11 protein-coding genes are annotated in these 13,366 nt (G+C 70.7%); 4 read left to right on the top strand and 7 right to left on the bottom strand.

Going from position 1 to position 13,366, the window contains the following annotated elements; genetic code table 11:
• Positions 1–118: 118 nt before the first annotated feature.
• The 3 genes from ACYVO6_RS47485 to ACYVO6_RS47475 all read right to left on the bottom strand — a co-directional run bounded on the left by ACYVO6_RS47485 (position 119) and on the right by ACYVO6_RS47475 (position 4,376).
• Positions 119–802 carry a response regulator transcription factor gene (locus ACYVO6_RS47485; protein ID WP_461072922.1) on the bottom strand — a complete coding sequence of 228 codons (684 nt, stop codon included), beginning with the start codon at positions 800–802 and terminating at the stop codon, positions 119–121.
• Positions 799–2,022 carry a sensor histidine kinase gene (locus tag ACYVO6_RS47480; RefSeq protein ID WP_461072920.1) on the bottom strand — a complete coding sequence of 408 codons (1,224 nt, stop codon included), beginning with the start codon at positions 2,020–2,022 and terminating at the stop codon, positions 799–801. The genes ACYVO6_RS47485 and ACYVO6_RS47480 overlap by 4 nt, the downstream gene beginning before the upstream one ends.
• 137 nt (positions 2,023–2,159) lie before the next feature.
• Entirely contained in the window at positions 2,160–4,376 is a 2,217-nt protein-coding gene (locus ACYVO6_RS47475; protein WP_461072918.1) for an MMPL family transporter, read from the bottom strand.
• A gap of 310 nt (positions 4,377–4,686) precedes the next feature.
• Here ACYVO6_RS47475 and ACYVO6_RS47470 point away from each other — a divergent pair, with 310 nt between their 5' ends.
• Positions 4,687–6,162 carry an AlkA N-terminal domain-containing protein gene (locus ACYVO6_RS47470; RefSeq protein ID WP_461073131.1) on the top strand — a complete coding sequence of 492 codons (1,476 nt, stop codon included), beginning with the start codon at positions 4,687–4,689 and terminating at the stop codon, positions 6,160–6,162.
• A 38-nt stretch (positions 6,163–6,200) separates the two neighbouring features.
• Positions 6,201–6,683, top strand: coding sequence for a methylated-DNA--[protein]-cysteine S-methyltransferase (locus tag ACYVO6_RS47465; protein WP_461072916.1), 483 nt, complete (start codon positions 6,201–6,203; stop codon positions 6,681–6,683).
• Here ACYVO6_RS47465 and ACYVO6_RS47460 read toward each other — a convergent pair.
• The 4 genes from ACYVO6_RS47460 to ACYVO6_RS47445 form a co-directional block, all read right to left on the bottom strand.
• Complete coding sequence (locus tag ACYVO6_RS47460) at positions 6,680–7,408, bottom strand: SIR2 family NAD-dependent protein deacylase (RefSeq protein ID WP_461072914.1); 729 nt, start codon at positions 7,406–7,408, stop codon at positions 6,680–6,682. The genes ACYVO6_RS47465 and ACYVO6_RS47460 overlap by 4 nt on opposite strands.
• A gap of 57 nt (positions 7,409–7,465) precedes the next feature.
• The gene (locus tag ACYVO6_RS47455) at positions 7,466–9,742 is read right to left on the bottom strand and encodes a protein kinase domain-containing protein (RefSeq protein WP_461072912.1); all 2,277 of its coding nucleotides are present in this window, start codon (positions 9,740–9,742) and stop codon (positions 7,466–7,468) included.
• Positions 9,743–9,910: 168 nt separating this feature from the next.
• Positions 9,911–10,402, bottom strand: coding sequence for an NUDIX domain-containing protein (locus tag ACYVO6_RS47450; RefSeq protein ID WP_461072910.1), 492 nt, complete (start codon positions 10,400–10,402; stop codon positions 9,911–9,913).
• A gap of 46 nt (positions 10,403–10,448) precedes the next feature.
• Positions 10,449–11,516 (bottom strand): ADP-ribosylglycohydrolase family protein, encoded by a 1,068-nt coding sequence (locus ACYVO6_RS47445; RefSeq protein WP_461072908.1) that lies wholly within the window; start codon positions 11,514–11,516, stop codon positions 10,449–10,451.
• A gap of 128 nt (positions 11,517–11,644) precedes the next feature.
• Between ACYVO6_RS47445 and ACYVO6_RS47440 the strand changes: the two genes are divergently transcribed.
• Positions 11,645–11,908, top strand: coding sequence for a hypothetical protein (locus ACYVO6_RS47440; protein WP_461072906.1), 264 nt, complete (start codon positions 11,645–11,647; stop codon positions 11,906–11,908).
• A gap of 132 nt (positions 11,909–12,040) precedes the next feature.
• Positions 12,041–13,207, top strand: a complete 1,167-nt coding sequence (locus ACYVO6_RS47435) for a glycerate kinase (RefSeq protein ID WP_461072904.1) — start codon at positions 12,041–12,043, stop codon at positions 13,205–13,207.
• Positions 13,208–13,366: the final 159 nt, after the last annotated feature.

Genomic DNA, 13,366 nt, shown 5'->3' with positions numbered 1-13,366 from the left:
CACCCCGTCAGCCCGGGAGAAACCGGCGCGTCTCGTCCGAACGGCGGCGGTGTCCCAGCGGCTCCATCCGGCACGGGCAGTACGGGCCTGCCGTACCGGCAACGAGCGGCGCCGGGGCTCAGCTCGGCGGCAGCGGCGAGGGGCGGACCAGACCGGACTGGTAGGCGATGACGACCAGTTGGGCGCGGTCGCGGGCGTCGAGCTTCGTCATGGCGCGCTGGACGTGGGTACGGATGGTCAGCGGGCTGAGGAAGAGCACGTCGGCGATCTCCGCGTTCGACTTGCCCTCGGCGGCCAGGGCCATCACCTCCCGTTCGCGGGCCGTCAGCGCGGCGAGGCGTTCGGGCGGAGCCAGGTGGGGGCCGGCCTCCGGGGTGGTGAGGAAGCGGGTGATGAGGGTGCGCGTGGCCACGGGCGAGAGGAGGGACTCGCCGGCGGCCACGGTGCGGATGCCGTCGAGGAGCGCGTCCGCGGTGACGTCCTTGCCGAGGAAACCGCTCGCTCCGGCGCGCAGGGCCTGGGCGACGTACTGGTCGGTCTCGAAGGTGGTGAGGATGAGCACGCGCGTCGCGGACAGGTCCGTATCGGCGCAGAGCGCGGCCGTCGCGGCCAGACCGTCCATGCCGGGCATACGGATGTCCATGAGGACGACTTCTGGATGGTGGACGCGGCTGAGGTCGAGCGCTTCGCTGCCGTCGGCGGCCTCGCCGATCACCTCCATGTCCTCGCAGGAGTCGATCAGGATCCTGAAGGTCGCCCGCAGCAGGGCCTGGTCGTCGGCGAGCAGTACGCGGATGGTCATGTGGTCTGTTCCTTCTGTGCTGTGTCCTCGGCGGCCTGGGGGTGCAGAGGCAGCGTGGTGGTGACCTCGAAACCGCCCTGGGGGCGATGCCCGGCCTGGAGGTCGCCGCCGACGGACTGAGCGCGCTCCCGCATGCCGACGAGGCCGAAGCCGCGTCCCGCGGTCGGGGCGGCGGGGGCTGTGGCCGTTCCGTTGTCGGTGATGGTGAGGGTCAACCGGTCCCGGAAGTACGCGAGTTGTACGTACGCCGCTTTCGCGGAGGCGTGTTTGGTGACGTTGGTGAGGGCTTCCTGCACGATACGGAAGGCCGTCAGGTCCACTCCCGGTGACAGCGGCTGCGGTGTGCCCTCGGTGGTGACGGTGACCTTGATGCCTGCGGTCTGGCAGGCGGCGGTCAGTTCGGTGAGCCGGGCGAGTCCGGGGGCCGGTTCCAGCGACGCCTCGGAGTCGTTGGCCTGGCGCAGCAGACCGACGGTCGCCTTGAGCTCGCGCAGCGCCGAGGACGTCGTACCGGCGAGGTCGTCGAGGATCTTCTGGACCTGGTCGGGATGGCTGCGGGCGAGGTGAGCGGCGGTGCCGGCCTGGGCGTTGGCCAGCGCCATGTGGTGGGCGACGACGTCGTGCAGCTCACGCGCGATACGCATGCGCTCCTCGGCGACCCTCAGGCGTGCTTCCTCCTCGCGGCTGCGTTCGGCGTAGTCGGCACGGGCCTGTACGGCGTCCAGATAGGCGCGGCGGATCCGGGCCCCGCTGCCGGCCGCCACCGGCAGCAGCACCCAGATGGTGGGGGCGAGCGTCTGCAGGACCAGCGGCATGTCGGCGCGGTCGGCGACCACCACTGTGATCTGCAGTAGTGCGATGGCGACGAAAAGGTAGATGCGTGTGGTCCTGCGGTCGGTGAGGGCGGCCAGCCAGTAGAGCGCCGCCATCACCGGTGCCATCAAGAGGGGGTTGAGCATGTAGCCAAGACCGCCGGCGGTCGTGACACAGACCATGGCGACGACGACGGCGGTGCGGGGGTGAGAGCGATGCCACAGCAGGACGACACAGGCCACGACCGCGAGCAGCGCGACGGGCGTCAGCTCATCCGGCTGGTCGTGCTCCGGAAGGCTGAGCGTGCCGCCGAGGACGGTGAAGACGAACAGCGCGGTGGATGCCACCAGGTCGGCGGCACGCGGATGGCGTTCGATGTACCGGTCCAGGTCCAAGTCGATGCTCATCGGATCTCCGGTCAGAGGGTTGGGGACCATCGTGGACGACGTCGCGTCGGAGCGGCCAGCGAGGGCCGCCCGCGTCCACTGCGGGCGGCCCTCGGGCACGGGTCCTGGGGGAGGACCCGAGCGCGGGTCTGGGGGGATCAGACGCGCGCCGCTTCGCGGTCGGCCGGGTCGTCCGGGACCGCAGTCAGGGTGGCGGGTCGGCGGGTGAGGGCCTCCCCCTCCACGTCGATGTCGGGCAGCAGCCGGTTCAGCCAGCGGGGCAGGTACCAGGCCTTGTCGCCGAGGAGGGCGAGTACGGCGGGGACGAAGGCCATGCGGACGACGAACGCGTCGAACAGTACGGCGATGGCCAGCCCGAACCCGATCATCTTGATCATCGATTCGCCGGCCCCGATGAATCCGGAGAACACCGCCATCATGATCAGCGCGGCGGCCACGACCACACGGGCGCTGTAGCGGAATCCGGAGACGACCGCCTGCGCGGGCCGGTCCCCGTGGACGTATGCCTCACGCATCCGCGAGACCAGGAAGACCTCGTAGTCCATGGCGAGACCGAAGACGATGCCCACCAGGAAGATCGGCATCAGGCTCATGATCGGCCCGGTCTCGTTGACCCCGAGGAGCTCGGCGCCCCAGCCCCACTGGAAGACCGCGACGACCGCGCCGAGGGCCGCGAGGACCGACAGCAGGAAGCCGAGGGCCGCCTTGAGGGGCACCAGGATGGACCGGAAGACCACCAGCAGCAGCACGATCGCCAGGCCCACCACGACCACGAGGTAGGGGATCAGCGCGTCCTGGACCTTCTGGGCGACATCGATGTTGACCGCGGTGGTGCCGGTGACCTGGAAGGAAGCCCCGTCCGTCGCGGCCTCGATACCGGGCCGCTCGTCGCGGATGGACTGGACGAGGTCCTTGGTCTCCTTGTCGCTGGGCCCGGTGGCCGGGACGGCGGAGAACACCGCGGTGTCGCCCGCGGGGTTGAACCGGGCCGGCGAGACGGACACGACCCCCTTGGCGGCACCGACCTCCTCGGAGATCGTCGCCACCGCGGCCTTGGGATCGTCGGCTCCCTTGGCGTCCACGACGAAGGTCAGCGGCCCGTTGAAGCCGGGACCGAAGCCGTCGGCGAGGGCGTCATAGGCGCGGCGCTCGGTGGTCGAGGTGGACTTGACCTCGTCTCCGGGCATGCCCAGTTGCAGACCCGTCACCGGTATGGCGACCGCCCCCAGGCCCACGACGCTGAGGAGCAGCACGGTGACGGGACGGCGCAGGACGAACCGGGCCCAGCGGCTGCCTCCGTTGTTCTCGTCGCCCTCCTTGATCTTTCCGCGCTTACGGGCGGAGCGCGAGAGCACGGCGTTCGGCCAGAAGCCGAGCAGCGCGGGGACGATGGTCAGCGAGATGACGACGGCGACGACGACCGCGCCCGCCGCGGCCAGGCCCATCTTGGTGAGCATCGGGATGCCGACCACCGAGAGCCCGGCCAGCGCGATGACGACGGTGAGCCCGGCGAAGACGACCGCCGAACCGGCCGTACCGACGGCGAGGCCCGCCGCCTCCTGCGGCGCATGGCCCTTGGCGCGCTCCTCCCGGAAGCGGGAGACGATGAACAGGGCGTAGTCGATACCGCACGCCAGGCCGAGCATGGTGGCCAGGGTGCCGGTCGTGTCCGACAGCCCGAAGGTGCTGGCCAGAGCCAGGATCGAGGCCATGCTGACCCCGACACCGAGCACCGCGGTCAGCAGCGGCAGCCCGGCCGCGGCCATCGAGCCGAAGGTCAGCACCAGCACGAGGGCCGCGATGGCGATACCGATCGCCTCGGCCGCCGCGCCCGCCGCGGGCTGGGTGGCCAGCGCGTCGCCGCCGACCTCGACGGTCAGGCCCGCGTCCCGGACCTCGTCGACGGCGTCCTCGATGGACTTCTTGTCGGCGTCGCCGAGTTTGTCGGCGATCACCTTGAAATTGACGGTCGCGTACGCCGTCGAGGCGTCCTTGCTGACCGCCCCCGCCTCGAAGGGGTTCACCGCGCTCGTGACCTGCGCGTTGCCGGACGCCTCGTCCACGAACTCCTCGATCGCGGACCGGTTCTCGGCCGCGGTGATCTTCTGCCCGTCCGGGGCGATGAAGACGACCCGGGCCGTCGCGCCGTCGGCCGTGGAGCCGGGGAAGCGCTCCTCCATCAGATCGAAGGCCTTCTGGGACTCGATGCCGGGCATCGACATCCCCTCGTCGGGAGCGGCGGGCGCCTTGGCCGCACCGAGGCCGACGGCGGCCAGCACCGCCACCCACATCAGGGCGACGTACCAGCGTCGCCGGAAGGCCATACGGCCCAGTCGATAGAGGAAGGTAGCCATGAAGCAGCGGTCTCCACATCTGGTCTCGGGTACCTGCCAAGACTCCTGGGATACGGCCCTTCCTGTCGTCGTGCGCCTGCCGACATCGCCGCGTACTGAGAACGCAGTACACGCCCACCTGCCCGTAGTCCTCGCTGAGGAGAGCCCGAGGAGACGATCGCCGTGGCGCAGGTGTCCTGCAGACGTCCGGGAAGGCGGCAGCCGCAGGTACATGTCGGATTCTCGCCAGCCACCGCCATGACCATGGCCGATGCTGGAGGGCATGCAGAACGGGACGTACAACGGGACCTATAACGGGACGCAGCACGCCATGCACACCGACACCGAGCGCTGTGTACGCGCCGTCCAGTCGAAGGACGCCCGCTTCGACGGCTGGTTCTACACGGCGGTGCGGACAACACGGATCTACTGCCGGCCCAGCTGCCCGGTCGTGCCGCCGAAGCCGGAGAACATGACGTTCTACCCGAGCGCGGCAGCCTGCCAGCAGGCCGGGTACCGGGCCTGCAAGCGGTGCCGCCCCGACACCAGCCCCGGCTCGCCCGAATGGAACCAGCGTGCCGACGTGGTCGCCCGCGCGATGCGGCTGATCGGCGACGGAGTCGTGGACCGCGAGGGCGTCCCCGGACTCGCTACGCGGCTCGGCTACAGCACCCGGCAGATCGAACGCCAGCTCCTCGCCGAACTGGGCGCCGGACCGCTCGCCCTGGCCCGCGCCCAACGCGCCCAGACCGCCCGCCTCCTCATCGAGACGACCCCGGTCCCGATGGCCGAGATCGCCTTCGCGGCGGGCTTCTCCTCCGTCCGCACCTTCAACGACACGGTCCGCGAGGTCTTCGCCCTCTCACCGAGCGAACTACGCGCCCGGGTACCCAAGAACCGTGCCAACTCACTTGGTACGCCAGGGGTGTTGACGCTACGCCTCCCCTTCCGGGCTCCGCTCAACCCCGACAACCTCTTCGGTCATCTCGTCGCCACCGCCGTACCCGGCGTCGAGGAATGGTGCGACGGCGCCTACCGTCGCACCCTGCGCCTGCCCTACGGCCACGGCGTCGTCGCGCTCACCCCGAATTCCGACCACATCGGCTGCCGGCTCAGCCTCAGCGACCTGCGCGACCTGACCGTCGCCATCAGCCGCTGCCGCCGCATGCTCGACCTCGACGCCGACCCGGTCGCTGTCGACGACCAGCTGCGTACGGATCCCCTGCTCGCCCCGCTCGTCGACAAGGCGCCGGGCCGCCGGGTGCCGCGTACCGTCGACGAGGCCGAGTTCGCGATCCGCGCGGTGCTCGGCCAGCAGGTGTCCACGGCCGCCGCCCGCACGCACGCCGCACGCCTGGTCACGGTGCACGGCGAGGCGGTCGACGACCCCGAAGGCGGCCTCACCCATCTCTTCCCCTCCGCCGAGGCGCTGGCCGCGCTCGACCCCGCCTCGCTCGCGATGCCCGCCACCCGCCGCACCACCTTCACCACGCTCGTACGCCAACTCGCCGACGGATACCTCCACTTGGGCGTCGAGAGTGACTGGGAGGAGACCCGCGCCCGGCTGCTCGCACTGCCCGGCTTCGGGCCGTGGACCGTCGACGTCATCGCGATGCGCGCCCTCGGCGACCCCGACGCCTTCCTGCCCACCGACCTCGGAGTCCGGTACGCCGCCCGGGAGTTGGGCCTGCCCTCCACACCCGTCGCGCTCACGGCCCGCGCCGCGGCCTGGCGGCCCTGGCGGGCGTACGCCGTCCAGTACCTCTGGGCGACCGGCGACCACCCGATCAACTTCCTTCCCGTATAAGCCCGTACAAGCCTGCTCAAGTCGGCAAAGGACGTTCAGTGAAGCAACACACCGTGATCGACAGCCCGTACGGACCCCTCACCCTCGTCGCCACCGACGGCGTCCTGTCCGGCCTCTATATGACCGACCAGCGCCACCGCCCACCGGAGGAGACCTTCGGCGCACCCGACGACACGCCCTTCGGCGAGACGATCGACCAGCTGAAGGCCTATTTCGCAGGCGAGTTGAAGGAGTTCGACCTGCCCCTGCGCCTCGACGGCACACCCTTCCAGCGCACGGTCTGGGACCAACTCCGCCGCATCCCCTTCGGCGAGACCCGCTCATACGGCGAACTAGCCGACGCCCTCGGCAACCCCAAGGCCTCCCGCGCGGTGGGCCTCGCCAACGGCAGGAACCCGGTCGGCATCATCGTGCCCTGCCACCGCGTGGTCGGCGCGAACGGCAGCCTCACGGGCTACGGCGGCGGCCTGGACCGCAAGAAGCGGCTGCTGGACTTCGAACGGGGTACGGGCCTTTTCTAGTCCTCCCGGAGTCGCCGCAGCAGCTCGGGCAGCGCCGTCCCGATCGGCTCCCGTACCACCTCGTCGGCCTGGTCGTCGTACGGTGTCGGCTCGGCGTTGACGATGACCAGCCGCGCCCCGTGGTCGGCGGCGAGACCGGCGAGCCCGGCGGCGGGCTGTACCTGGAGGCTGGTGCCGACGGCGATGAACACCTGGCAGGCCTTGGTGATGGCGATCGCCTCGCCGAGGACCGCGGGGTCGAGCCGCTCGCCGAACATCACTGTCGCCGACTTCAGGATCCCGCCGCACTCCAGGCACGGCGGATCCTCCTCGCCCGCCGCGACCCGCGCCAGGGCGTCCTCCATCGGGGCCTTCGCCTGACAGCCCGTACACACCACGGTCCGTGCGGTGCCGTGCAGTTCGAGCACCTTGCGGGCCGGCATCCCGGCCAGCTGATGCAGCCCGTCCACGTTCTGCGTGATCACCCGCACCGGCACCCCGGCCCGCTCCAGCTCGGCCACCGCCCGGTGCGCGGCGTTCGGCTCGGCCTTGAGCGTCCGGTTCTTCCGCCGCATCTGCCACGACCGCCGGCGGATCTCCGGATCACTCATGTAGTACTCGTACGTCACGAGCTTCTGGGCCTCCGGATCCCGCTGCCACAGCCCGTTCGGGCCGCGGTAGTCGGGGATGCCGGAGTCGGTGCTGATACCGGCCCCGCTGAGAATCGCGACGAGAGGCTTGTTCATGAGCCGAGGGTAGGCAGCCCTGTCCAAGCGGAGCCAACGGATATCGCCGTGGCGCCGTCAGGGAGTCGGCACCCCGTACGTCCGGTCGTAATGGTGGGCCACCAGGTGCCCGGCGCCGTCGCTGGCGAGCTGCCAGTCGTGGACACCGGTCTCCAGGCCGTCGGTGAAGTTCCACAGGAGTTTGCCTCGAGCGGCGTCGATCGCGTAGAAGCCGTTGCCGTTCTGGAAAGCCGGGACGTAGACCTCACGGGGGCCGACGACGATCGGGTGGTCGGTGTTGAGGCGTGGGGTCGGGCAGAACCAGCGCTTGTTGCCGTTCGCCGCGTTGAAGGCGTACACGCCGGAGGGGGCCGTGCCGGTGGCGTAGACCGTGTTGCCGGCGGCGCCGAGGGAGGCGAACTGGCCACGTTCGGCGCGCACGTTCCAGCGGGTCCGCCCGGTGGCGAGGTGGAGCGCCATGAGTTCCCGGCCGACGGCGAAGACCGTTTGGTCCAGCACCGCCAGAGCTGGCCGGAGGTCGTAGCCGACGGGATGCCTCCACCGAACACCGCTGCCGTCGGTGGTGCTCCGGGCCGTCACATTGCGAAATCCGTCGGCGTAGATGAAATTGCCGGGGAAGACGACCGGTTCCAGCGGGATCCCCACGTCCTCAGGGCTGATGGGCGTGATGTCGGCCCTGCCGGCCTCGAGGTCGATGCCGAAGACCGTGTTCGTGGACGTCGCCACACCCTGCTCATCGGACTGGCGCTCGAGTCGGAGACCGAAGACGGTGACGACACGGTCGCTGGTCTTGCCGAACAGCGTGTCGAACCGGAAATCCGCTCCGAAGTCGTACGTGAAACGCTCCGTGCCCTTGTCCGGATCGACACCGATCACCGTCGCGCCCTCGCCCAGCGCGACCGCGGCGTCGCTGGCGAAAACGACCGGGGTGGGCGACTGGCTGATGCCCCGGTAGACCCACTTGGGCCGTGTTCCGTCCTTGAGGTCGAGGGCGACCAGGTTGCCGGGGCGGGTCTTCACCAGCGCCGTCCCGCCCTTGAACACGGCCGGTGCCTGAAGCAGCGGATCGCTGCGGTACGTCCAGAGCGGCCGCGGAGCCGGGCCGAGCGGTTCCACGGACTGTTTGTCCGCCTTGTCTCCCCGGGTGATCAGCAGAGCGGTGCTGACGACGGCGGCGGTGGTGCCCGCCGACGCGGCGAGAATCGCGCGCCGGGAGAGGCCACGTCGTGAAGGGGCCTGGCGATGAACGGGGGAGGCGGAGGGTTCCGATCCGTAGCGCCCGGGGATGGCGGGCACCTCGGACACGTGGCCGGAGTCGTAGGAGTGGCCTGTCGGCGGCGTCGGCGGGGTGGAGGGCGCCCCATACCGGCCGTACGCGCGCGGAGCCAAGCCGCCCCGGACGGCGGAGACCGGGACCCGGTCGCGCGATCGGGTGCGCGACGGGGTGTCGAGAGCCCTCAAGGCCGCCGTACGGCGGGCGATCGACGAAGCCACCGGCGCGGGCAGCCAGCCGCGCTCCAGCGTCTGCTCCACACCGCCGGGCGCGCAGGCCGCGTACAGCCGGTCCGCAGTGATCCGAAGATGCGGATCCTTGGGGAGACACAGGCTGATGATCTCGTCCAACGGCTTGGGTACGCCCGTCAGGTCGGGTGCGTCGTGCACCACCTGGTAGAGAAGGGTGGCCGCCGCGGAGCCGATGAACGGGGCGTGACCGGACGCGGCGTACGTGAGCACCGAACCGAGGGAGAAGACGTCCCCGGCCGGCCCGGTCGGAGCACCGGTGGCCTGCTCGGGACACATGTACTCGAGGGACCCGAAAATGGTTCCGGCGTTGGTGAGGTCATAGCCGTCGTTCGCCCGGACGATGCCGAAGTCGATGATGCGTGGACCGTCGGCGGCGAGCAGCACATTGGACGGTTTGAGGTCGCGGTGCACCAGTCCCGCGGAGTGCACGTCGAGCAGCGCCTGGGCGGCGCAGGCTCCCAGCACCAGCACCGACGGCACCGGTAACGGCCCGTGCGCGGCGACCGCCTCTTCCAGGGTCGGACCGGGTATGTAGGGGGTGGCCAGCCAGGGCGTCGCGGCCTCCGGATCGGCGTCCACCAAAGGCACCGTGTATCTGCCGCCGACCGCTTGCGCGGCCGCCACCTCCCGACGGAAGCGGATACGGAAGGTCCGGTCCGCAAGCTTCTCGGGGCGGATGACCTTGACCGCGACCGCGCGTCCGTGCGAGGAGGTGGCCAGATAGACCTGGCCCATGCCCCCTGCGCCGAGCCGCGCCAGGAGGCGGTAGGGACCTAGCTCCTCGGGATCGTCTGGGCCCAGTGGATCCATGACCTCAGCTGCCTGTTCTCGGGGCATGCGCAGGGGTGCCCCAGCTCTGGGACGAGGTGCGCGGGGCAGGATCGCCCGTGCACACTTGAAAGTTAGAATAGGGGCTGGAGTGACAACTGGGGGCCATTTTCAGTTAGTTGGTTGGCCGAAACGGTCAGTATCCGTCGGTCAGGCCACCCGGTGACCGTTCTCCAGCTCGGCTGTCCCCGATCCCTCGGCGAGGGTGTCGAGTGCGGCCAGTACCCGCCGCCCCAGGGCGCCCGGGAGGTATTCGCCGAGTTCCTCGCGCGGTACGAGACGCCAGGACAGCAGCTCCTCCTCCTGGAGGCGGATCGACTTGAACTGGTCCTCGCGCAGAACACCACCGTCGTACAGATACGCCACGATCGGCGGGCGCGCGGCACCCGGTACCCAGTCCACCGCGAGCAGCCGGCCGACCTCCAGGTCCAGGCCGATCTCCTCCGCGGTCTCCCGGCGGGCGCCCTGCCGCGGAGTCTCACCGGCGTCGGACTCGACGGTCCCGCCGGGCAGCGCCCACCCCTCGCGGTAGTTGGGCTCGACGAGCAGCACGCGGCCCTCGGCGTCGCGGAGGAGCACGGCGGCGCCGGCGAGGACACGGGGGAGACCGGCGATGTACGTGGCGTAGTCAGGAGTGGTCATTGGGGAAGCGTAACGAGGGCACGCCGCGAGGCTGAGCCACGAACCGTCACGGCTCCGTTTTCGCCAACCGCACCGTCCGCTCCGCCAGTTCGCTGATCCGTACGCCGTCGAAGCCGAACACCGCGCTGCGGACCGTGTCCTCCAGGGGGTCTTTCCACTGCGGTGGGATCGAGGTGGCGCCGCCCAGCACGCCGGCGACCGAGCCCGCGGTGGCGCCGTTCGAGTCCGTGTCGAGGCCGCCTCGTACGGTCAGGGCGATGGTGCGGGTGAAGTCCCCGTCGCCGTACAGGAGTCCGGCCGTCAGGACCGCGGCGTTCGGGATGGTGTGGATCCAGCCGAGGCCGGCTGTCTCCTCGGCGAGGGTGCTGAGCGTGTCCTCCCAGGACAGCCGGGACTCATGGAGCGAGAGCACGCGGCGTACGGTGCGGGACAGGCGGCTGCTCGCCGGGATCACCGTCAGCGCGGTGTCCAGCGCGGACCGTACGGTCGGCGCGGTGAATGCGGCGGCCACCAGCGCCGCCGCCCACATCGCCCCGTACACGCCGTTGCCGGTGTGCGACAGGACGGCGTCGCGACGCGCGAGGGAGGCCGCGCGGCGCGGTTCGCCCGGGCTGGTCCAGCCGTGGATGTCGGCGCGGATGAGGGCGCCGATCCACTCCTGGTAGGGGTTTTCGTACGTCGCGGTCAGCGGCGGTTTCAGACCGTTGGCGAGGTTCCGGTACGCGGCGCGCTCCGCCGTGAACGTCTGCAGATACGGCAGCCGCAGCAGCCACAGCTCGCCGACCTGCTCCGTACTGAAGCCGAAGCCGTACGTCTCCAGGAGGTCCAGGCCGAGGATCGCGTAGTCCACGTCGTCGTCCCGGCAGCTGCCATGGATCCGGCCGCGTACGCACTCACGCCATTCGGGGCGCAGCTCCAACTCGACGCCCGGCTCGACGGGCTCGGGTAGATAGTCGGTAAGCGGCAGGGCGTCGGCCTGCCGCAGATAGCGGTCGATGCGGTCCCGCGTCCAGTGGTCGCCCTGTTCGACCGGCTTGCCGAGCATGTTGCCCGCGATCCGGCCCAGCCAGCCCCCGAGAACGCGGTCCGCGACGTCAACACCGACAAGGGTCATACGTCCCTTCTACTGAATTCCTGTCTGTCCTGCCTGGTTTATGCCCATCTTGCCCCACGCCAGCATGCGAGTCTTGTCGAGTTTTATTCGTATTGCGGGTTTGGAGTTCCGTACGTTCCGTTCATTCCGTGCGGCCGAAGAGCCGTACGACCGTCCTGGCGTTCGTCGCCGCTGTCGCCGCCCTGTCCGCCACCGAGGCGGCCCCCGCTCATGCCGCGCCCGGTGGTCCGCTGGTCAGGACAGGGGACATCGCCCCCGTCCGGATGGGCAACGTCGAAGGCAACGACACCCTGGAGGACGTGCTGGAGCACATCACCGTCCCGTTCGGCGACAGCGGGACACTGACGCACCAGATGTACGACTCTCCGAGCGCCGGGCGCCGCGGCCGCTGAGTAACCGGCGTTCACCGAGGCGCTGTCCAGGGTGCGGGATTCTGCCTGGGCAGCGCCCGCCTCCGCCGGTTAGGGTCACAGCGGCGCGACTGCCTTGACATGTCAAGGCCCGGAGAACAAGGGGAGTACAAGGTGGCGGACGCTGCAGTGAACCGGACCCGGGGGCGTACCCAGCGGGTGCTCATCGCCGCGGACAAGTTCAAGGGCTCGCTCACGGCCGTGGAGGTCGCGCAGCGGGTGACGGCCGGGCTGCATCGGGTCGCGCCGCGCGTCGAGGTCGAGGCACTGCCGGTGGCCGACGGTGGCGACGGCACGGTCGACGCCGCGGTCGCGGCCGGGTTCGAGCGGCGTGAGGTACGGGTCGCCGGGCCGCTCGGGGACGAGGTCACCGCCGCGTACGCGCTGCGCGGCGACACGGCGGTCGTGGAGATGGCCGAGGCCAGCGGCTTGCAGCGGCTGCCGCTCGGCGTCCTCGCTCCGCTCACCGCGTCCACGTACGGCTCCGGAGAGCTGCTGCGGGCCGCCCTGGACGCCGGGGCGCGGACGATCGTCTTCGGGGTGGGCGGCAGCGCCACGACGGACGGGGGCGTGGGGATGCTGGCCGCGCTCGGGGCTCGCTTCCTGGACGAGAACGGGGAGCCGCTGGCTCCCGGCGGCGGGCCCCTGCGGGACCTCGCGACGGCCGATCTGTCCGGGCTCGATCCCCGTCTCGCCTCGGTCGACGTCGTGCTCGCGAGCGACGTGGACAATCCGCTGACCGGGCCGAAGGGCGCGGCCGCGGTGTACGGCCCGCAGAAGGGGGCGTCTCCGGACGACGTGGCGGCTCTGGATGCTTCCCTCGCGCATTACTCCGCGGTCCTGGAGAAGACGATCGGGGACAGGGCCGCGGAGTATGCCGTGGCGCCCGGTGCGGGGGCCGCAGGCGGTATCGGGTACGGGGCTCTTGTGGGCCTCGGCGCGAGCTTCCGCCCCGGGATCGAGGTGATGCTGGACGTCCTCGGTTTCGCGACCGCCCTGGAACGGGCCACGCTCGTCATCACCGGTGAGGGCTCCCTCGACGAGCAGACCCTCCACGGCAAGGCTCCCGCCGGGGTTGCCGCCGTCGCTCGCGCCGCCCACAAGGAGGTCATCGCGGTCTGCGGCCGCCTCGCCCTTCCGCCGGAGGCCCTCGGCCGGGCGGGCATCCGTCGGGCCTACCCCCTGACGGACGTGGAGCCCGACGTGGCGCGATGCATCGCCGAGGCGGGGCCGCTTCTGGAGGACGTGGGGGAGCGGATCGCACGGGACTTCTTGATCTGAGGCGTGAGCGCTCCGCTGGGTTGCGCGGGTTTCAAGCTGCGGGTTCGTTGTGGCTTGTCGCGCCCACGCGGTGGAGCCGCACATTGATACAGCCCCGCGCCCCGTAAGGGGGGAGTCGGCAGGTCCGCTTAGGGCCCACGGACAGACGGGTTGGGCCCG

The organism is Streptomyces pseudoechinosporeus (assembly GCF_054783935.1).
Note: the sequence above shows the minus strand (reverse complement) of the source record. Positions and strands in the feature narration are given on the sequence as shown.